18 protein-coding genes and 1 pseudogene are annotated in these 17,853 nt (G+C 71.2%); 7 read left to right on the forward strand and 12 right to left on the reverse strand.

Annotation, left to right across the window (positions count from 1 at the left end):
* Positions 1-5: 5 nt before the first annotated feature.
* Positions 6-1,622, reverse strand: a complete 1,617-nt coding sequence (locus ACWCQM_RS04555; RefSeq protein ID WP_450913870.1) for a carboxyl transferase domain-containing protein — start codon at positions 1,620-1,622, stop codon at positions 6-8.
* A 110-nt stretch (positions 1,623-1,732) separates the two neighbouring features.
* Between ACWCQM_RS04555 and ACWCQM_RS04560 the strand changes: the two genes are divergently transcribed.
* Positions 1,733-2,347 (forward strand): SACE_7040 family transcriptional regulator, encoded by a 615-nt coding sequence (locus ACWCQM_RS04560; protein ID WP_450913871.1) that lies wholly within the window; start codon positions 1,733-1,735, stop codon positions 2,345-2,347.
* Positions 2,348-2,363: 16 nt separating this feature from the next.
* Here the strand turns inward: ACWCQM_RS04560 and ACWCQM_RS04565 are convergent, their stop codons facing one another.
* Both ACWCQM_RS04565 and ACWCQM_RS04570 read right to left on the reverse strand, forming a co-directional pair.
* Positions 2,364-2,780, reverse strand: a complete 417-nt coding sequence (locus ACWCQM_RS04565) for a PIN domain-containing protein (RefSeq protein ID WP_450913872.1) — start codon at positions 2,778-2,780, stop codon at positions 2,364-2,366.
* Between the two features lie 2 nt (positions 2,781-2,782).
* Positions 2,783-3,031 (reverse strand): annotated as a pseudogene (locus ACWCQM_RS04570) (type II toxin-antitoxin system VapB family antitoxin).
* Positions 3,032-3,172: 141 nt separating this feature from the next.
* Between ACWCQM_RS04570 and ACWCQM_RS04575 the strand changes: the two are divergent.
* On the forward strand, positions 3,173-3,970 hold the full coding sequence (locus ACWCQM_RS04575) for a phosphatase (RefSeq protein WP_450913873.1): 798 nt from the start codon (positions 3,173-3,175) through the stop codon (positions 3,968-3,970).
* Positions 3,971-4,066: 96 nt separating this feature from the next.
* Here the strand turns inward: ACWCQM_RS04575 and ACWCQM_RS04580 are convergent, their stop codons facing one another.
* The 4 genes from ACWCQM_RS04580 to ACWCQM_RS04595 form a co-directional block, all read right to left on the reverse strand.
* A complete protein-coding gene (locus ACWCQM_RS04580) occupies positions 4,067-5,299 on the reverse strand; it encodes a cytochrome P450 family protein (RefSeq protein ID WP_450913874.1) in 1,233 nt (410 codons plus the stop codon).
* A gap of 130 nt (positions 5,300-5,429) precedes the next feature.
* On the reverse strand, positions 5,430-6,392 hold the full coding sequence (locus ACWCQM_RS04585; RefSeq protein WP_450913875.1) for a cation diffusion facilitator family transporter: 963 nt from the start codon (positions 6,390-6,392) through the stop codon (positions 5,430-5,432).
* A gap of 96 nt (positions 6,393-6,488) precedes the next feature.
* A complete protein-coding gene (locus ACWCQM_RS04590; protein ID WP_267075591.1) occupies positions 6,489-7,364 on the reverse strand; it encodes an acyl-CoA thioesterase in 876 nt (291 codons plus the stop codon).
* Between the two features lie 21 nt (positions 7,365-7,385).
* The gene (locus tag ACWCQM_RS04595) at positions 7,386-8,543 is read right to left on the reverse strand and encodes an acyl-CoA dehydrogenase family protein (protein WP_329229091.1); all 1,158 of its coding nucleotides are present in this window, start codon (positions 8,541-8,543) and stop codon (positions 7,386-7,388) included.
* A gap of 276 nt (positions 8,544-8,819) precedes the next feature.
* On the opposite strand from ACWCQM_RS04595, the gene ACWCQM_RS04600 reads away from it, so the two are divergent.
* The gene (locus ACWCQM_RS04600) at positions 8,820-9,248 is read left to right on the forward strand and encodes an Asp23/Gls24 family envelope stress response protein (RefSeq protein ID WP_450913876.1); all 429 of its coding nucleotides are present in this window, start codon (positions 8,820-8,822) and stop codon (positions 9,246-9,248) included.
* Between the two features lie 117 nt (positions 9,249-9,365).
* Here ACWCQM_RS04600 and ACWCQM_RS04605 read toward each other — a convergent pair whose 3' ends face one another.
* On the reverse strand, positions 9,366-9,587 hold the full coding sequence (locus ACWCQM_RS04605; RefSeq protein WP_450913877.1) for a DUF397 domain-containing protein: 222 nt from the start codon (positions 9,585-9,587) through the stop codon (positions 9,366-9,368).
* Positions 9,580-10,374, reverse strand: coding sequence for a helix-turn-helix domain-containing protein (locus tag ACWCQM_RS04610; RefSeq protein ID WP_450913878.1), 795 nt, complete (start codon positions 10,372-10,374; stop codon positions 9,580-9,582). The genes ACWCQM_RS04605 and ACWCQM_RS04610 overlap by 8 nt, the downstream gene beginning before the upstream one ends.
* Positions 10,375-10,725: 351 nt before the next feature.
* Between ACWCQM_RS04610 and ACWCQM_RS04615 the strand changes: the two genes are divergently transcribed.
* Positions 10,726-11,037, forward strand: coding sequence for a hypothetical protein (locus ACWCQM_RS04615; RefSeq protein ID WP_450913879.1), 312 nt, complete (start codon positions 10,726-10,728; stop codon positions 11,035-11,037).
* A gap of 14 nt (positions 11,038-11,051) precedes the next feature.
* Here ACWCQM_RS04615 and ACWCQM_RS04620 read toward each other — a convergent pair whose 3' ends face one another.
* Both ACWCQM_RS04620 and ACWCQM_RS04625 read right to left on the reverse strand, forming a co-directional pair.
* Positions 11,052-11,462, reverse strand: a complete 411-nt coding sequence (locus ACWCQM_RS04620) for a RidA family protein (protein ID WP_450913880.1) — start codon at positions 11,460-11,462, stop codon at positions 11,052-11,054.
* Between the two features lie 110 nt (positions 11,463-11,572).
* Positions 11,573-13,048: a PucR family transcriptional regulator ligand-binding domain-containing protein gene (locus ACWCQM_RS04625; RefSeq protein WP_450913881.1), complete on the reverse strand. Its 1,476-nt coding sequence runs from the start codon at positions 13,046-13,048 to the stop codon at positions 11,573-11,575.
* Between the two features lie 121 nt (positions 13,049-13,169).
* Between ACWCQM_RS04625 and ACWCQM_RS04630 the strand changes: the two genes are divergently transcribed.
* The 3 genes from ACWCQM_RS04630 to ACWCQM_RS04640 all read left to right on the forward strand — a co-directional run bounded on the left by ACWCQM_RS04630 (position 13,170) and on the right by ACWCQM_RS04640 (position 17,407).
* A complete protein-coding gene (locus ACWCQM_RS04630; protein ID WP_450913882.1) occupies positions 13,170-14,636 on the forward strand; it encodes a sodium:solute symporter in 1,467 nt (488 codons plus the stop codon).
* A 123-nt stretch (positions 14,637-14,759) separates the two neighbouring features.
* Entirely contained in the window at positions 14,760-15,728 is a 969-nt protein-coding gene (gene speB / locus ACWCQM_RS04635; RefSeq protein WP_450913883.1) for an agmatinase, read from the forward strand.
* Entirely contained in the window at positions 15,725-17,407 is a 1,683-nt protein-coding gene (locus tag ACWCQM_RS04640) for a thiamine pyrophosphate-binding protein (RefSeq protein WP_450913884.1), read from the forward strand. Before speB ends, ACWCQM_RS04640 begins: the two co-directional genes overlap by 4 nt.
* A 20-nt stretch (positions 17,408-17,427) precedes the next feature.
* Here ACWCQM_RS04640 and ACWCQM_RS04645 read toward each other — a convergent pair whose 3' ends face one another.
* On the reverse strand, positions 17,428-17,844 hold the full coding sequence (locus ACWCQM_RS04645) for a helix-turn-helix domain-containing protein (protein WP_450913885.1): 417 nt from the start codon (positions 17,842-17,844) through the stop codon (positions 17,428-17,430).
* Between the last annotated feature and the right edge of the window lie 9 nt (positions 17,845-17,853).

Genomic DNA, 17,853 nt, shown 5'->3' on the forward strand with positions numbered 1-17,853 from the left:
TCACATCACATCCGGAAGACGCCGAACTGGGGGTCGCCCAGCGGGGCGTTGGCACACGCGGTCAGGGCGAGCCCCAGCACCTGCCGGGTCTCCATCGGGTCGATCACACCGTCGTCCCAGAGCCGGGCGGTGGCGTAGTAGGCGCTGCCCTGCTCCTCGTACTGCGCGCGGACCGGAGCCTTGAAGGCATCCTCCGCCTCGGCGGGCCACTCCTCGCCGCGCCCCTCGATCTGGTCCCGCTTCACGGTGGCCAGCACGGAGGCGGCCTGCTCGCCGCCCATGACGGAGATCTTGGCGTTGGGCCACATCCACAGGAAGCGAGGGCCGTACGCCCGGCCGCACATGGAGTAGTTCCCCGCGCCGTACGACCCGCCGACGACAACCGTCAGCTTCGGTACGCGGGTGCACGCCACGGCCGTCACCATCTTGGCGCCGTGCTTGGCGATGCCCCCGGCCTCGTAGTCCCTGCCGACCATGAAGCCGGAGATGTTCTGGAGGAAGACCAGCGGGATGCCGCGCTGGTCGCAGAGCTCGATGAAGTGGGCGCCCTTCTGGGCGGACTCCGAGAACAGGATGCCGTTGTTCGCGACGATGCCGACGGGGTGGCCGTGGATGCGTGCGAAGCCGGTGATCAGCGTCTGGCCGTACTCCGCCTTGAACTCCTGGAAGCGCGAGCCGTCGACCACGCGGGCGATGACCTCCCGCACGTCGTAGGGCGTACGCGAGTCGACGGGCACCGCCCCGTACAGACCGGCGGGGTCCGCCTTCGGCTCCTCGGCGGGCTCCACGGACCACGGGAGCGGTGCCCGGCCCGGGAGTGTCGCGACGATGTTCCGCACGATCCGCAACGCGTGGGCGTCGTCCTCGGCGAGGTGGTCGGTGACCCCGGACGTACGCGAGTGCACCTCGCCGCCGCCGAGATCCTCCGCCGTGACGACCTCGCCCGTCGCGGCCTTCACCAGCGGCGGGCCGCCCAGGAAGATCGTGCCCTGGTTCCGCACGATGACGGCCTCGTCGCTCATCGCCGGGACGTACGCCCCGCCCGCCGTGCAGGAGCCGAGCACCGCGGCGATCTGCGGGATTCCGGCGCCGGACATCCGGGCCTGGTTGTAGAAGATCCGCCCGAAGTGCTCCCGGTCGGGGAAGACCTCGTCCTGCATCGGGAGGAAGGCGCCCCCCGAGTCCACGAGATACAGGCACGGCAGCCTGTTCTCCAGGGCCACTTCCTGGGCGCGCAGGTGCTTCTTCACCGTCATCGGGTAGTACGTGCCGCCCTTGACCGTCGCGTCGTTGGCGACGATCACGCACTCCCGGCCGCTGACCCGCCCGATCCCGGCGATCACCCCGGCCGCCGGCGCCGCGCCCCCGTACAGCCCCTCGGCCGCGAGCGGGGCCAGCTCCAGGAAGGGCGAGCCCGGGTCGAGCAGGGTGTCCACCCGCTCCCGGGGCAGCAGCTTGCCGCGCGCCACATGCCGGGCGCGGGCCTTCTCACCCCCGCCGAGCCGTGCCGTGGCGAGCCGCGTGCGCAGCTCGTCGGCGAGCGCGTGATGCGCCGCCTCATTGGCCTGCCAGGCCTCCGAGGCGGGATCGGCCGCGCTCACCAGGACCGGTGCCTGCTGCATCCTGTCGAGCCCCCTTGCCCGTACCGCGGTAGTCGGATGAGAGTTAATGAGCGTTAACGCATGGTGCTCAGGTTAACGAGCGCTAACCCCCCTGTCTAGAATGAATCCTCATGAGCACCCATGCCGCCGCCCGTGTCGCGGCTCCCACGCGCCGCGAGCAGATCCTGAGAGAGGCCGCCCGCCTCTTCGCCGAGCGCGGCTTCCACGGTGTCGGGGTCGACGAGATAGGGGCGGCGGTCGGCATCAGCGGCCCCGGTCTCTACCGCCACTTCCCCGGCAAGGACGCCATGCTCGCCGAGCTGCTCGTCGGCATCAGTGAGCGCCTGCTGGCCGGCGGCAGGCTGCGCGTCACCGAGGGCGGCGACTCCGGCGGCGGCTCGCCCGAGGAGCTCCTCGACGCCCTCATCGAGGGCCACATCGACTTCGCCCTGGACGACCGCCCGCTGATCACCCTCCACGACCGCGAGCTGGACCGGCTGCGCGACACCGACCGCAAGCGGGTGCGCCAGCTCCAGCGGCAGTACGTCGAGGTCTGGGTCGAGGCCGTGCGCGCGCTCTATCCCGCCCTCGCGGAGAACGAGGCCCGGGTCACCGTCCACGCGGTGTTCGGCCTGCTGAACTCCACCCCCCACCTGACCCGCCCCGAAGCCCTCCCCGACCGCACGGCCACGGCGGCGCTGCTGCACCGGCTGGCGCGGGGGGCGTTCGCGGCTGCGGCCTCGTAGGCGGAGGCGGGGGACGTCACCCCGGGAGCATGAAGACGTTCCTCTCCGTCACGTCGGGGAGCAGCCGCGCGGCGGCGCGGAGTTCGTTGTCGTCATGCAGGACGACGAGGCCGTGGTGTGCGGCGGTGGCACAGACCAGCCAGTCCACGGCGGAGAGGCTCCGGTGCTGACCCCGCTGGGCGAGGCGGAACTGCGCGGCTTCGGTCCAGCGCCAGACGCTCTTGGTGACCTGTACGTCCGGGTAGAGGTCGGTGAACATCTCCGTCATGGCGTCGAACTCGTCCAGGTCCCTGGCGGACTGCAGGAATTCGGTGCGCTGCGGGGCGCACGAGCCGATCGCTCCCTCCTCGAGCTCGTGGGCCCAGGCGTCGCTGAGCTTCCGGTCACGTTGCAGGCGCCACACCGCTGTCGAGTCGGCCAGGTAGCGAATCACGGTCAGGCGACGTCCTGCTGATCATGGCGGCGCACGTCGTCGCCCTTCTCGGCCGCGTGGCGGAGCCAGAAGTCGTCGTCATCCCACTGCTGGGCCCTGTCCAGGTGCCGGAGCCGGGCCTCCGTGCGCTACCGTCGGCTCGCGTACTCGCGCAGCGCGATATTGACCATCTCCTTCTTGGTCTTCGCGCCGGAGAGGCGCATGGCCTCGGCGAGAGCTTCGTCGTCGATGTCGATCTGCGTGGCTGACACGGGCGCCTCCAGGTATGGGGGGCATGGGCTCCATACAAAGGTAGCCAATACCGCATACATCCGCTGCCGGCGCATGGCGCCTCGCTGTCCGCCGGGCAAGACACCGGGCACACAGCGCGGCCCCGACGGCACAATGGGTCCATGCCGATACCCAGCCGCGCCGCCCTCGTCGAGCACCTCGTCCGTACACGTATCGCGGGCGACGTCGCCACGCCCCGCGACAACAACCTCTCCCATTACCGCCAGCTCGCCAACGGCAACCGCCATTTCTGGCTGGGGCTGGAGCTCGGTGACCGGTGGACCGACGAGCAGGACGTCCTGGCCGTGATGGCCGAGAGATGCGGGGTCAGCGACGACCCGGAGCACCGGCAGGGCCAGGACACCATCGACCCTGAGCTGACGGTCGACGCCCTGGACCGGATGGCGGCCCGGCTCCGCAAGGCCGCCGCGGACGGCGAGCGGGTGCTGTTCGCGACCGGGCACCCGGGCGGGCTGCTCGACGTGCACCGGCAGACGGCGGACGCCCTGCGGGCCGCGGGATGCGAGATCGTACGGATCCCCGGCGGCCTGATGGCGGACGAGGGCATGGTCTTCCAGTTCGCCGGCGTCGCCGTCCTGGAGCGCGGGGCGACCCTGTGGCACACGCACTCCCCTGTCCCGATGGCCGCCATCCTGGACGGCCTGGAGCGCGAGGGCCGGCCCCAGCCCGATCTGGTCGTCGCCGACCACGGCTGGGCCGGGTGCGCCGGGCAGCGCGGGATCGACTCCATCGGCTACGCGGACTGCAACGACCCCGCGCTCTTCCTCGGCGAGGCGGAGGGCACCCTCCAGGTCACCGTGCCGCTCGACGACCACGTGACCGACCCGCGCTACTACGACCCGATGACCGACTACCTGCTCGACGCGGCCGGGTTGCTGCCGTCCGTCGAGCGGGCGTGACGCGTCGGCTCCTCACAGCGCGGGACGGTCCGGCGGGCGTGGAGCCGTGGCCCGGCGCGTCCGTCGGGCGGCCGGACCACGTGCGAGGGGCCGGGGTCAGTCCTCGCGCGGCCGCAGACGGACGGGCAGCGAGCGGTGGCCGTTGCTGATCAGCGACGGCACCGGCCCCATGTCCCCCTCCTCGGGAGCGAGTTCGGCGTCCGGGAAGCGGTCGAAGAAGGCGCTGAGCGCGACCTCCCCCTCCATCCTGGCCAGCGCGGCGCCCAGGCAGAAGTGGATGCCGTGGCCGAAGGCGAGGTGCTCCTTGGTGATCCGGGTGACGTCGAAGGCGTGCGGGTCCCGGTGCCAGCCGGGATGACGGTTGGCGGCGGCGTAGGAGGCGAGGATCGCCTCGCCCTTGGCGATGGTCCGCCCGTCGGGGAGCGGGATGTCGGCGACGGCGTAGCGCAGGGGCAGGTGCTTGACCGGCGGGGAGTGCCGCAGGGTCTCCTCCACCACGTCCGTCCATGACGCACGGCCCTCACGGACATGCGCGAGCTGGCCCGGGTCGGTGAGCAGGTGGGTCACGGCCTGGTCGATCAGGTTGACGGTCGTCTCGTAACCGGCGTTGATCATCAGGAGCAGCGTGTCGCGCAACTCCTCTTCGGTCAGCCCCTGTCCGTCCGTGTTCTCCTCACCCAGGGCGATCAGTACGGACGCCATGTCCTCACCGGGGTCGGCCCGCTTGGCTGCGATGAGCGCGTCGAGCATGGCGTACAGCTGCTCGGCGTTCGACGCGGCCTCCTCAGGGGTCAGGGTGGTGGCGAACACGTCGTTGACCAGGGAGCGGAACTCGGTGGCCCGGACATCGGGGACGCCCAGCAGCCGGCCGATGACCGCGATGGGCAGCGGATACGCCAACCGGTCGCGCAGATCGGCCGCTTCGCCCGGCGGGGTGTCCTCCAGGGCGTCCAGGAGCTGATTCACGATGCCTTCGACGGTCGGCCTCAGAGCCGCGACGCGCCGGGCGCTGAAGGCCGGCGCGACGATGCGGCGCAGGCGGCGGTGATCGCCTCCGTAGGCGGTGAACATGTTCGTCGCGGCGACCCACAGGGCCAGCGGCCACGTCTGGACGGCCTCCTCGAAGCCGGGCCAGTGCCGGCGCGCGTCCTTGGACACGGCCGGGCTGGTCAGCAGCTCCTTCAGCAGGGCGGGGTCGGTCACGGACCAGGCCTCGACACCGAGGATGTCGATACGTGTCGCGGGACCCTGGGCCCGTAAGAGCTCGTGTTCGGCGTCCGCGTCGCGGGCGGCGGGGTCGAGGACGATGGGGGAGGGGTGCAGAGGCACGGCGAGTGCTCCTCGGTAGGGGGAGTGGTCGCCACGGTTCTACCCCGGGCGGGCGGCGCGGACCCCGCATGCCGCAGCACTCCCGCATTCCGGCGCACGCCCGGCGCACGCATGATCGATCGGGCTTGTTTCAGCCGCCCCCGGCGCGCGCGGCCAGGCGTTGCGCGCGCCCCGGTGTCGGGTCGAGGTACACCCGCTGGATGGACGCGTAGCGCTCACGGAGCTGCTGCTCCGCCTCCTCGCAGGCCCACTCGATCTGCGCGGCGGTCGACGCGTCCCGGAAGTCGATCTTCGCTGCGATCAGCAGCTCCGACGGCCCCTGGATCAGCGTGGTCAGCTCCACCACCTCGACGATGTGCGGCACGGACAACAGCTCCTCCCGCACCCCGGCGCGCATCTCCGGGGGGAGCGGGCGGCCGATCAGCAGCTGGGCGTTGGCCCGGCAGAGCACCCAGGCCACGTACACCAGCAGTACGCCGATGAGGATAGAGGCGATGCCGTCCCAGACCCCTGATCCGGAGAGCTGCCCGCCGAGCAGGCCGCCGGCCGCGAGCAGCAGACCGGTCAGGGCCGCCGAGTCCTCCATCACCACCGCCTTGACCGCGGTGTCGGGGGTCCGGCGCAGATAGCGCGGCGCGGGCATCCGCAGCCGGGCGGCCTCACCGCGCACCTGGCGGATGCCCGTGCGCAGCGAGAAGCCCTCCAGCAGGAACGCGACCGCGAGCACGACGTACGAGACGAGCGGATCGCCGAGCTCCTCGCCCTTCAGCAGGGTGTGGATGCCGTCGTACAGGGAGAACACCGCGCCGCCGACGAACGTCGCCACGGCGGCGAGCATCGCCCAGATGTAGCGCTCGGGGCCGTAGCCCAGCGGGTGGTCCTCGTCGGCGGGCTTCTCGCTGCGCTTCAGCGCGGTGAGCAGCATGACCTCGGTGACGGTGTCGGCGACCGAGTGCGCGGCCTCCGAGAGCATCGCGCTCGAACCGCTGATCAGCCCCGCCACCAGCTTCGCCACGGCGATGCCGAGATTGGCCATCGCCGCGACGACGACGGTGAACGTGGACTCGCTGCCGCCGGTCTGCTCGTCACTCATGGTGGGCAGTATGTCCGAATCTGTGATCCCGGCCCCCCGGGGACGCGACAGCTCCGGCCCCCCGGGACGCGAACCTCATCGCTCGGGACTGCGATCTCAGTTCCTCGGGACGCGGACCAGGCCCTCCTGGATGACCGTGATGGCCAGCTTGCCGTCGGCCGTCCAGATCCTGGCCTGGCCGAGACCCCGCCCGCCGGACGCCGAGGGCGACTCCTGGTCGTACAGCAGCCATTCGTCGGCGCGGAAGGGACGGTGGAACCACATCGCGTGGTCCAGGCTGGCGCCCACCACGTCACCGACCGACCAGCCGCCGCGCCCGTGGGCGAGCAGCACCGAGTCCAGCAGCGTCATGTCGGAGACGTACGTCGCCAGGCAGACGTGCAGCAGCGGATCGTCGGCCAGCTTGCCGTGCGTCCGGAACCAGACCTGGGAGCGCGGCTCGCGCGGCTCACCGGCGGTGGCGAAGGGCGGGGCGTCCACGTAGCGCAGATCGACTGCGGCGCGGGCCTCCAGCAGCCGGTCGATCATGCTCGGGTCCGTGAAGCGGTCCGCGTACCGGGGCAGCATCTGCCCGGCCGTCGGCAGGGTCTCCGGGTCAGGGGCGGAGGGCATGACGGCCTGGTGGTCCATGCCTTCCTCGTGCACCTGGAAGGACGCCGAGAGATGGAAGATCGGCTTTCCGTGCTGCACGGCGACGACCCGGCGGGTGGTGAACGACCGCCCGTCGCGAATCCGGTCCACGCTGTAGACGATCGGGGCGCCCGGGTCCCCGGGGCGCAGGAAGTACGCGTGCAGGGAGTGGGCGCCACGGTCGTCGGGGACCGTGCGCCCGGCGGCGACCAGGGCCTGGGCCGCGACCTGGCCGCCGAAGACGCGGGGCACGACCGCCGAACGGCTCATGCCCCGGAAGATGTCCTGCTCGATCTGCTCCAGGTCGAGCAGATCGAGCAGGGATTCAAGTGCTGCGCTCATGGAGGAGAAACGTAGCCGCTCTCAGAGACCCATGGACTTCGCGATGATCGACTTCATGACCTCGCTGGTGCCGCCGTAGATGCGGTTGACCCGGTTGTCCGTGTAGAGACGGGCGATCGGGTACTCGTTCATGAAGCCGTAGCCGCCGTGCAGCTGGAGGCAGCGGTCGATCACACGGTGGGCGACCTCGGTGCAGAACAGCTTCGCGGACGCGGCCTCGGCGGGGGTGAGCTCACCGGCGTCCAGGGCCTCGATCGCGCGGTCGCAGACGGCCTCGGCGGCGTCGACCTCGGCCTTGCAGGCGGCCAGCTCGAACTTGGTGTTCTGGAAGGACGCGACGGTCTTGCCGAAGACGGTGCGGTCCTGCGTGTACTGCTGGGCGAACCGTACGGCGGCCTTCGCCTGCGCGTACGCGCCGACGGCGATGCCCAGGCGCTCCTGCGGGAGGTTCTGGCCGAGGTAGGAGAAGCCCTTGTTCTCCTCGCCCAGCAGGTCCTCGACGGGCACCTTGACGTCGACGAAGGCCAGCTCGGCGGTGTCGGAGACCTTCAGGCCCAGCTTGTCGAGCTTGCGGCCGACCGAGTAGCCCTCGGACTTGGTGTCGACGACGAGGAGCGAGATGCCGTGGCGGCGGTCGTCGGCCTTGGGGGCGTCCGTGCGGGCACAGACGATGACCTTGTCGGCGTGGACACCACCGGTGATGAAGGTCTTGGCGCCGTTGAGGACGTAGTGCGTGCCGTCCTCGGAGAGCTTGGCGGTGGTCTTCATGCCGGCCAGGTCCGAACCGGTGCCCGGCTCGGTCATGGCTATCGCGTACATGGACTTGCCGGAGACGAAGTCCGGGAGCCAGCGCTTCTTCTGCTCCTCGGTGGCGTACGCCTTGAGGTACGGCAGGCAGAGCAGGACGTGCACGCCGGAGCCGCCGAAGGAGATGCCCGCGCGGGCGGTCTCCTCGTAGAGGACGGCCTCGAACTTGAAGGACTCCTCGCCCGCGCCGCCGTACTCCTCCGGCACCTCGATGCCGAAGATGCCCAGCTCGGCGAGCTTGTAGTAGAAGTCGCGCGGCGCCTGGCCCGCCGCGAACCACTCGTCGTAGACGGGGACGACCTCGGCCTCGATGAAGGCGCGGATGGTCTCCCGGAACGCCTCGTGGTCCTCGTTGTAAACCGTACGGCGCACGGGGTGCCTCCTGGTGTCAGCTTCAGCGTCGGTCGAGGTGGCTAAGCGCTTGCTCAGTCCTGGTCAAAAGTTACCCGGCGGTCACGGCAGCTGTCCAGGGTGATGCTGAGCACGCGCGGCAGCGTCCGGCGCCGCCCGGCCGACCGGTCGCGGAGCGTGTCCGGACGGAGCGCTGTGTATGTCTCGATGGCGGGGGAGAGCGGGCAGGCGCACAGTGAAATGAGAGCCGGTGAGGACGCGAGCAGCCTTGCCGCATCAACCACCTGTGAGGCAGTCATGGCTGAATTCGGAACCCCGGGCGGGAATTCGGGTGAGAAGACGCGTGGCAGGACCACCATCGCCGACGGAGTGGTGGCCACCATCGCCGGTATCGCCATCCGCGAGACCGAGGGTGTGCACTCGGTGGGCCGGGGCGCGTCGAAGGCGATAGGCGCCGTGGCGGGACGCGTGGGCGGGTCCTCCGGTGGCGGACGTGGCGTGAAGGTGGAGGTCGGGGAGAAGCAGACCGCGGTGGATGTCGACATCGAGGTCGAGTACGGCGTGGCGATCCATGAACTCGCGGACAAGGTCAGGGGCAATGTGACCGACGCGGTGGAGACGATGACGGGACTTGAGGTCGTCGAGATCAACATCAACGTCTTCGACGTCCACATCCCGGGTGATGACGACGAGGACGAGGGCGAGGACCGCTCCCGCGTGCGGTGAGCGACCCCGCCCGGTCGGGACCGGTCAGGGCGCCCGCCCACGCGGGAACGGTGAACGGCGGCCGGCCCGACGGTCCGGAGTGGGGCGGTCCTGTGGCGCCGGCCGGCCATGCCTCTCTCAGGCGGAGAGGCGCCCGTTCTTGACGGCGTCGACGAAGGACGACCAGCCGGCCGGGGCGAAGACCAGGGCGGGCCCGTGGGGCGCCTTCGAATCGCGGACGGGCACGCCGGAGGGGTGACCGTCCATGACCTCCAGGCAGCTTCCGCCTTCGTTGCCGCTGTAGGTGGATTTACGCCAGGGGGTCAGCGTGGCGGCATCGGAGGTGGAGGGCTCAGTCACGATGGCCGTAGTCCTTTGCTGTCGCCCGCATGAGTGCCAATGACTCCTTGAGCGGCATTGCGTCGCCCAGCGCAAGATCGTATGCGCCTTCGAGGCGATGGACCATGGCGGGGGAGTCATGGACCTTGCCCACTTGGACGCCTTCCGAGTACGCCACGGGGGGTTGGTCCTCGAAGCTCAGAAGAGTGAGCATGCCCTGCATGAGCGGGTGGACCCCGAGCCCGAAAGGCAGTACGTGGACGCGCACCCGCCCCGTCTCCACCAGGCCCACGAGGTGCGTGATCTGCTCTGCCATGACGTCCGGGCCGCCGACTGCGCGGCGGAGTACCGCCTCGTCCAGCACCGCCCACACCACGGGGCTCACCGGATCGTCCAGAATTCTTGAACGCTCAAGCCGTGTGACAACGAGCCTGTCACACTCCTTTTCACCCACCGGAGGGAACGAGGTGCTCAAGACGGCACGCGCGTAGTTCGCCGTCTGCAGAATGCCCGGGACGAACGACAGCGCGAACTCGCGGATCATCACCGCCTGTCGTTCGAGCAGGCGTGCCGACTCGAAGTAGTCGGCCACCGCCGCGTCGTCCTCGGGCAGGAAACTGCTCAGCACATTCCCCGTGTTCAGAGCCTTGTCGAGCCGGCGCGCGTCTTCCTTCGAGGGGATGCGGCGGCCCGCCTCGATGTGCGCGATGTGCGAACGCGTCATGACCGCAGCGGCGGCCAGCTCCTGCTGGGTCAGCCCGGCGGCCAGGCGTTGTTCCCTGAACCAGTCCCCATAGCTGTTACTCAACGTCAACTCCCGTGTGACGAAGCATTTGTCACCAACGACCCCCTGGCGAGCCTAGCCCCGCTCGTCCCACTCTGTGAGCGAATCACTACTCAGCGACAGATGGTCAGGTGTCGGCCCCAGGGCACACCACGCGGCCATCGCCCACCCATGCACCGGAGTTGACGACGTGCTGCACTGCGCCACCCGCATCCTCGAGACGCTGCTGCGTCTCCTTCAACCGGCCCCGTCGGTCCCGGCGGACTTCCCGGCGCCCTCTCCTCCCGAACCTGAAATGCCGGAGCGACCGCTGTGGCGTGCCATGTACGGCATCGACGTCAGGCCCTGCCCGAGGTGCGGCACGGGGCTGATCGTATGACCGGTCGGATCATCCCCGACGCGGCGCGACTGCTGCCGTGGGTCGGCCTGGAGGGCAAGCCCTGCTACGTCCTCGGCGACGGGACGGGGTACGTCTCCCGGGTCGCGGATGACGTGGAGAGCGTCCAGCTCACCATGGCCGCCGAACTGCTGGACCACGCAGCCGACATGCTCGACGACCGGCAGGTCACCGCAGCGCAACTCCGTTACGTGGTGGCGCGCATGGCCGAGTCGCTGCGCGATGTGCACCGGATCGCCCGGAGCCGGGGTGAACGCCTCGCGGCTCCGGGTGCCGGCCCCGGGGGCTGAGCGGGCGACGGCTCTCAGGCGTCGAGCACCGCCGCGACCGCCTCGATCTCCACGAGCTGGTCGTGGTACCCGAGGACCGTGACGCCCAGCAGTGTGCTCGGGGCGTCGTGGTCGCCGAAGCCCTCCCGGACCACGCCCCAGGCGGTGACCAGATCCTCCTGCCGCGAGGACGCGACGAGCACCCGTGTACTGATGACGTCCTCCAGCGAGGCACCCGCGTCGGCGAGGGCGGTGCGCATGTTCTCGAACGCCTTCGCCGCCTGGCCCGCGTAGTCGCCCACCGCCGCCGTCGAACCGTCCTCGTTCAGCGGGCAGGCGCCGGCGAGGAAGATCAGCCGTGCGTCGGCGGGGGCGGTGGCGGCGTAGGCGTACTCGGCCACGTCGGAGAGGGTGGCGGAGCGGATGAGTGTGACGGCGCGGGGCATGGCATCCAAGTCCTGGTGGGGGCGGAAGCTCGTATGTCTAGCAGACTCCTGCCGGGGCGTGCTCCCTGTTTTCTCCGACCGCCGCGCATGCCCGCGCTGCCGGGACGGGTTCAGCGCCGGCGGCCCCGCAGCGCGAACCACAGCTCCGTCCGTACGTCCATGTCGTCCAGGTCCATGTCCAGCAGCGCCGCGCACCGGGCGACGCGCTGGCGCACCGTGTTGCGGTGCACCTTGAGCGCCACCGCCGTGCGGTCCCAGCTGCCGTGGAGGCTCAGCCAGCAGCGCAGCGTCTCGGCCAGGGGCTCGGTGAGGGGGGCCAGCAGGGCGCGGGCGTGGGCCTCGGCGCGGTCCGGGGGGATGAGGGCGGCCAGGCCCTCGATGCCGGAGTGGTGCCTGGTCAGCGCGGTGCGGGTGGCCTCCGCGTGGCCCAGGGCGCGGGCCGCCTGGGTGTCGGCGTCACGCAGGGCGGTGACCGGGGACGGTTCCGAGACACCGAGGGCCCAGCCGGGCTGCGGGGTCACCGCCTCGTGGGGGCCGGGGAGCAGGACCCGTACGGTCGCGCGGTCCACGTCCGACAGGGCGGAGCCCAGGGCCGCGCCGAGCGCCCCGGCGTTCAGCGGGTCGGCCGGGGCGCCGTCGGCGCGGCGGGCGTGGACCACCGTCCAGGAGTCGCCGTCGCCCAGCAGCGGGGCCACGTCCTGGGGGGCCGCGCCGAGCAGCAGCCGTACGAGCGCCGTCGAGCGGCCCGCCGCGTCCGCGCCCTGGTGCGGGGCGGTGAGCAGTGAGAGGAGCACGACGGCGATACCGGTGACGGTGTGGTCACCGGCGTCGCGCCTGGGGGTCGCCAGGGCGAGCGCCATCCCCTGCCCGCCGCCCAGCGCATAGGCGAAGAGATGGGTCCCGCCCCGGGTGTCGGTCGCCGACGACGGGCTCGGTTTACGGCTGGGGGAGGGGGTCTGCGGCGCGGCGGGGGTCACCACCCGGACCAGCCTGGCCAGCGCCGTCTGCACATCCGGTGCCGGGCGCCCGCCCGCCGCGTGCAGCACCGTGCCCTCCGCCGTGAGCAGCGCGGCCCGGCCCTCCAGCTGCACGGCGAGCTGCCGCAGCACCGCGGGCACCGGGTCGGGGCGGGCCGCGGCCGTCGCCAGGGCCTGCTGGGCCCGGGTGACCCGGCGCAGCTCACGGTGGCGTGCCTCCGCCATGAGCCGCCAGACCGCCCGCGCGATCGCGGTGAAGCGCGTCTCGGGCGGCACCTCCAGCAGCGGCAGCCCGTGACGCTCGCACGCCTCCACCAGGGCGGCAGGCACCGTGTCATGCACGGGCGCCACCCCGAAGCCGAGCGCCGACGCCCCCGCCTCGACGAGCCGGGCCACATAGGTGTCCGCGTCCGAGAGCTGCACCCCGGCGGTCAGCAGCAGCTCACCACCGAGCAGATACGGATATGGGTCGGCCATCTCCGAGGTGTGCACCCACAGCAGGTCCGCGTGGGCCGGGCCGGCGATGCGGCGCAGCCCGAGCTCCTCCCGGGCCAGCAGCTCGGCCAGCGGGATGGGAGGGGCGGGAGGCCCGGCAGGGGAGTCCGGCATGGATGGTCCATCCATTCGTCGGGTCGAGGATGGAGGAAACGTACACTTCAGCGTCGGCTTCCGGCCACCTACCGTCTTCATCACCACACCCGACCCCTGAGAACGAGACGGAGGAAAGCCCATGGCTGTCGACTACGCGGTGATCGTGGTCTATCTGGCCGGCATGCTCGCCATGGGCTGGTGGGGCATGCGCCGCGCCAAGTCCAAGAGCGAGTTCCTGGTCGCGGGACGGCGCCTCGGCCCCTGGATGTACTCGGGCACGATGGCCGCGATCGTCCTCGGCGGTGCCTCCACGATCGGCGGCGTGGGCCTCGGCTACCAGTACGGGCTCTCCGGCGCGTGGATGGTCTTCACGATCGGCCTCGGGCTGCTCGCCCTGTCGGTCTTCTTCTCCGCCCGCATCGCACGGCTGAAGGTCTACACCGTCTCCGAGATGCTCGATCTGCGCTACGGCGGCAGGGCCGGGGTCATCTCGGGCGTCGTCATGTGGGCGTACACCCTGATGCTCGCGGTCACCTCGACCATCGCGTACGCCACGATCTTCGACGTCCTCTTCGACGTGAACCGGACCGTAGCGATCATCCTCGGCGGCACCATCGTCGTCGCGTACTCGACGCTCGGCGGCATGTGGTCGATCACGATCACCGACATGGTGCAGTTCGTCGTCAAGACGATCGGCGTCCTGCTCCTCCTCCTGCCGATCGCGGTGATCAAGGCCGGCGGCTTCAGCGAGATGAAGGCGCAGCTGCCCACGGAGTACTTCGACCCGCTGGGCATCGGCGGCGAGACGATCTTCACGTACGTCCTGATCTACACCTTCGGCATGCTGATCGGCCAGGACATCTGGCAGCGCGTGTTCACCGCCCGCAGCGACAGCACGGCACGCTGGGGCGGCACCGTCGCGGGCACCTACTGCCTGGTGTACGCGATAGCCGGTGCTGTCATCGGGACGGCCGCCAAGGTCATGTACCCGACGCTGCCGAGCGCCGACGCGGCGTTCGCGACGATCGTGAAGGACGAACTGCCGGTCGGTGTGCGGGGACTGGTGCTGGCCGCCGCGCTCGCCGCGGTGATGTCCACCTCCTCCGGCGCCCTGATCGCCTGCGCCACCGTCGCCAACAACGACATCTGGTCGCGGCTGCGGGGCGCGGTCACCAAGGAGGGCGGCGAGGAACGCGACGAGGTGAAGGGCAACCGGGCGTTCATCCTCATCATGGGCGTCGCCGTCATCGTGATCGCCATCGCGCTCAACGACGTCGTCGAGGCCCTGACCGTGGCCTACAACCTGCTCGTCGGCGGGCTGCTCGTCCCGATCCTCGGCGGCCTGCTCTGGCGCCGGGGCACGGCGGCGGGCGCGCTGTCCGCCGTGGTCGTCGGCGGCGTCGCGGTGATCGGGCTGATGGCCACGTACGGCATCCTCGCCAACGAGCCGGTCTACTACGGGCTGCTCTCCTCGCTCGCCGTGTACATCGTCGTCTCGCTCGCGACGAAGCCGACCGACGCCGCCGTCCTCGCCGCCTGGCGCGAGCGGCTGGCCGGGCGGGGCACCGAAGAGCCGACGGCGGCCCCGGACCCGGCCACGGTCTGACCGCCAGGGGGCCCCACGGGGGCTCCCGGCACACGGCCAGGGGCCCCACGCGGGCCCCTGGCAGACTGCATACGGATGAACGCCCACAAGGCGTGCATGGTTCAACGAAAGGCACCCGCACCCATGAGCAGCAACGAAACGCCGCGCGGCCCCGTCGACTCCTCCCGCGTCCCGCGGTACGCCGGACCCGCGACGTTCGCCCGGCTGCCGCGGCTCGACGAGGTCGGCACCGCCGATGTCGCCGTCGTCGGCGTGCCCTTCGACACCGGTGTCTCCTACCGGCCCGGCGCCCGCTTCGGCGGCAACGCCATCCGCGAGGCCTCGCGGCTCCTGCGTCCCTACAACCCGGCGCAGGACGCCTCCCCCTTCGCGCTCGCCCAGGTTGCCGACGCGGGTGACATCGCCGCGAACCCCTTCAACATCAACGAGGCCGTCGAGACCATCGAGGCCGCCGCCGACGACCTGCTCTCCACCGGCGCCCGGCTGATGACCCTCGGTGGCGACCACACCATCGCGCTGCCCCTGCTGCGTTCCGTCGCCAAGAAGCACGGCCCCGTCGCCCTGCTCCACTTCGACGCGCACCTGGACACCTGGGACACCTACTTCGGCGCCGAGTACACCCACGGCACCCCGTTCCGCAGGGCCGTCGAGGAGGGCATCCTCGACACCGAGGCGCTGTCCCACGTCGGCACCCGCGGCCCGCTGTACGGCAAGCAGGACCTCACCGACGACGCCAAGCTGGGCTTCGGCATCGTCACCTCCGCCGACGTCATGCGCCGTGGCGTGGACGAGATCACCGACCAGCTGCGGCAGCGCATCGGCGACCGCCCGCTCTACATCTCCATCGACATCGACGTGCTCGACCCGGCGCACGCCCCCGGCACCGGCACCCCCGAGGCCGGCGGCCTCACCTCGCGCGAGCTCCTGGAGATCGTGCGCGGGCTCTCCTCCTGCCACCTCGTCTCGGCCGACCTGGTCGAGGTCGCCCCGGCGTACGATCACGCGGAGATCACCTCCGTCGCCGCCTCACACACCGCGTACGAGCTGACGACGATCATGTCCCGCCAGATCGCGGAGGGCCGCACCAAGTGAGTCACGACCACGACGACCGGCCGCAGCTCACCGCCGCACAGGCCGAAGCGGCCCTGAACCCCCCGGCCGGCCGCAACGGCGGCGACCTCGTGGTCGAGACCCTCCAGGGCCTCGGCGCCACCACCGTCTTCGGGCTGCCCGGACAGCACGCGCTCGGCATGTTCGACGCGCTGCGCCGCTCCTCGCTCTCGTACATCGGACTGCGCGTCGAGAACAACGCGGGCTTCGCCGCCGACGCATACGGCCGGATCACCGGCGAGGTGGCGCCCCTGCTGCTCTCCACCGGCCCCGGCGCCCTGACGTCGCTGGCGGCGCTCCAGGAGGCGGCGGCGGCCTCGGCGCCCGTGCTGGCGATCTCCAGCCAGATCCCCACGGCGGGACTCGGCGGCGGGCGCCACGGCTATCTGCACGAGCTCCGCGACCAGAAGGCGTCCTTCCGCGACATCGTGAAGTCCGTGCACACCGTGCGTACGGCCTCGCAGATCCCCTCCGCGATCGCCGCCGCCTGGGAGTCCGCGCTCACGGCCCCGCACGGGCCGGTCTGGGTGGAGATCCCGCAGGACGTGCTGCTCGCCGAGACCGTCCTGCCCGTGGTCAGCGCGCTGGACGCCACTCCGCGCGAGCTGTATCCCCGGCCGGAGCTGACCCTCGCGGCGGCCCATCTGCTCTCGAACGCCGAGCGTCCCGTGATCATCGCGGGCGGCGGAGTCGTGAGGTCCGACGCGACGGGCAAGCTGCGCGCGCTCGCGGAGAAGATCAACGCCCCGGTCGTCAGCACCTTCGGCGGCAAGGGCGCCTTCCCCTGGGAGCACCCGCTCTCGCTCAGGTCCTGGCTGGAGGACCGCTACACCACCGACTTCCTGGAGTCCGCGGACGTCCTGCTGGTCGTCGGCTCGGGGCTCGGCGAGCTCTCCTCGAACTACCACACCTTCGCCCCGCGCGGCCGGGTGATCCAGATCGAGGCCGACGCCGGGAAGCTGGAGTCCAACCACCCCGCGCTCGGCATCCACTCCGACGCACGCGAGGCCCTGGCCGACCTCCTGGAGGCGGTCGAGCCGCGCGAGGACGACACCGCGGCCGAGCGCGTCCGCGCGCTGCTGGAGAAGGTCCACGAGCGGATCGCGTCGCAGGACCTCACGCTGGAGCAGCAGGTGCTGGCCTCCGTGCGCGAGGCGCTCCCGGACAGCTCGCCCAGCTTCTGGGACATGACGATCCTCGCCTACTGGGCCTGGTCCGCCTTCGACGCCCGCCACCCGAACACCATGCACTCGGCGCAGGGCGCGGGCGGTCTCGGCTACGGCTTCCCGGCCGCGCTCGGTGCCGCTGCGGCCGACCCGACCAAGCCGGTGCTCGCCGTCTCGGGCGACGGCGGCGCGATGTACTCGATCGCCGAGCTGGCCACCGCCCGGCAGTACGGCCTGCCCGTCACCTGGCTGATCGTCGACGACGGGGGCTACGGCATCCTGCGGGAGTACATGACGGGCGCCTTCGGCGAGGCCACGGCCACCGAGCTCTCCCGCCCGGACTTCGTCGCCCTGGCCGAGTCCTTCGGCGTCCCCGCGGTCCTCACCAGCCCCGAGACCCTGTCCGCCGACCTCGCCAAGGCCCTCGCGGCCCCGGGCCCGTCGGTGGTGGTGCTCCCCGCGCTGCTGAGGATGTTCGAGCCCACGCACCTGTAGAGGAACCCGGCGGCGGCCGATCAGCCCCCGGCCGCCGCTCGCGCCTCGCCTGCGGCCTCCGGCCCGGGCTCCAGGGAGGAACCGGCCGTGTCCGCCGTCCCCCTGCCGGTGAACGCCACTTGGATTCCGTCCTCGTCGAGCTCCAGGCTGAAGGCGGAGTCCATGGCCTTCGCCAGCCGGGCCAGCAGGGGAACGGTCGGCATCGTGCCGCCGAGCTCCAGCTTGGAGACCTGGGGCTGAGTCATCTTCGCCCGTCGCGCGAGCTCGGTCTGCGAGATTCCCAGAGTGGTCCGGCGGTCGTACACCGCCTGTCCGAGATCCCATGCCAGATCGAGCTCCTGGCGACGCCGCACTCTCTCGGCGCTCTCCTCGTTCTCCGCGATGCTCTCTGCGACCTTCCGGTCACGGGCAAGCTTCCACTGTGCGTGACTCACCATGTGCCTCTC

This window comes from Streptomyces sp. NPDC002125 (assembly GCF_053593715.1).

Excerpts from the sequence above, each read along its gene's own strand:
- ACWCQM_RS04555 (WP_450913870.1), bottom strand. The coding sequence starts at position 1,622 with ATGCAGCAGGCACCGGTCCTGGTGAGCGCGGCCGATCCCGCCTCGGAG.
- ACWCQM_RS04560 (WP_450913871.1), top strand. The coding sequence starts at position 1,733 with ATGAGCACCCATGCCGCCGCCCGTGTCGCGGCTCCCACGCGCCGCGAG.
- ACWCQM_RS04575 (WP_450913873.1), top strand. The coding sequence starts at position 3,173 with ATGCCGATACCCAGCCGCGCCGCCCTCGTCGAGCACCTCGTCCGTACA.
- ACWCQM_RS04585 (WP_450913875.1), bottom strand. The coding sequence starts at position 6,392 with ATGAGTGACGAGCAGACCGGCGGCAGCGAGTCCACGTTCACCGTCGTC.
- ACWCQM_RS04590 (WP_267075591.1), bottom strand. The coding sequence starts at position 7,364 with ATGAGCGCAGCACTTGAATCCCTGCTCGATCTGCTCGACCTGGAGCAG.
- ACWCQM_RS04600 (WP_450913876.1), top strand. The coding sequence starts at position 8,820 with ATGGCTGAATTCGGAACCCCGGGCGGGAATTCGGGTGAGAAGACGCGT.
- ACWCQM_RS04615 (WP_450913879.1), top strand. The coding sequence starts at position 10,726 with ATGACCGGTCGGATCATCCCCGACGCGGCGCGACTGCTGCCGTGGGTC.
- ACWCQM_RS04620 (WP_450913880.1), bottom strand. The coding sequence starts at position 11,462 with ATGCCCCGCGCCGTCACACTCATCCGCTCCGCCACCCTCTCCGACGTG.
- ACWCQM_RS04625 (WP_450913881.1), bottom strand. The coding sequence starts at position 13,048 with ATGCCGGACTCCCCTGCCGGGCCTCCCGCCCCTCCCATCCCGCTGGCC.
- ACWCQM_RS04630 (WP_450913882.1), top strand. The coding sequence starts at position 13,170 with ATGGCTGTCGACTACGCGGTGATCGTGGTCTATCTGGCCGGCATGCTC.
- speB (WP_450913883.1), top strand. The coding sequence starts at position 14,760 with ATGAGCAGCAACGAAACGCCGCGCGGCCCCGTCGACTCCTCCCGCGTC.
- ACWCQM_RS04645 (WP_450913885.1), bottom strand. The coding sequence starts at position 17,844 with ATGGTGAGTCACGCACAGTGGAAGCTTGCCCGTGACCGGAAGGTCGCA.